Origin of the sequence: Vibrio sp. OPT20 (genome assembly GCF_963889365.1) — a bacterium.
Lineage (GTDB): Bacteria > Pseudomonadota > Gammaproteobacteria > Enterobacterales > Vibrionaceae > Vibrio > Vibrio splendidus.
In genome coordinates this window covers 1-394 of record NZ_CAWPOA010000096.1, presented here as the reverse complement: position 1 = coordinate 394, position 394 = coordinate 1, and the positions used below count along the sequence as shown (strand labels likewise).

The window sequence follows — 394 nt, the reverse complement described above, 5'->3', positions numbered from 1 at the left end:
AAGAATGAAATTGCGATACTAGCTCAGTTGGTAGAGCGCAACCTTGCCAAGGTTGAGGTCATCGGTTCGAACCCGATGTATCGCTCCAAATTTTGTAATGTTGATTCATTTTGACATTAAGATGGTGTTTTACTTTTCAGTAATCGGCATCGCAATAAAGAATTGCGTGCCCTGGTGGTGGAATTGGTAGACACAAGGGATTTAAAATCCCTCGGCGTTCGCGCTGTGCCGGTTCAAGTCCGGCCCGGGGCACCATCTATTTGATTGTTATCTTGTTTGGTAATGTTCAAAAGAGTTGTTCTCTTAAAACACTATTGAAGGCGCCTTGGCAGAGTGGCTATGCAGCGGATTGCAAATCCGTGGACCTCGGTTCGACTCCGGGAGGCGCCTCCAT

General features: G+C 47.0%; 3 tRNA genes. All 3 read left to right on the top strand.

Features of this window, described 5'->3' with window-relative positions:
* The first annotated feature begins 12 nt into the window (after positions 1–12).
* The 3 genes from AACR09_RS19580 (at position 13) to AACR09_RS19570 (ending at position 393) form a co-directional block, all read left to right on the top strand.
* Positions 13–88 (top strand) — tRNA-Gly (locus tag AACR09_RS19580).
* An 80-nt stretch (positions 89–168) separates the two neighbouring features.
* Positions 169–255 (top strand) — tRNA-Leu (locus AACR09_RS19575).
* Between the two features lie 64 nt (positions 256–319).
* Positions 320–393 (top strand) — tRNA-Cys (locus AACR09_RS19570).
* Position 394 lies beyond the last annotated feature (1 nt).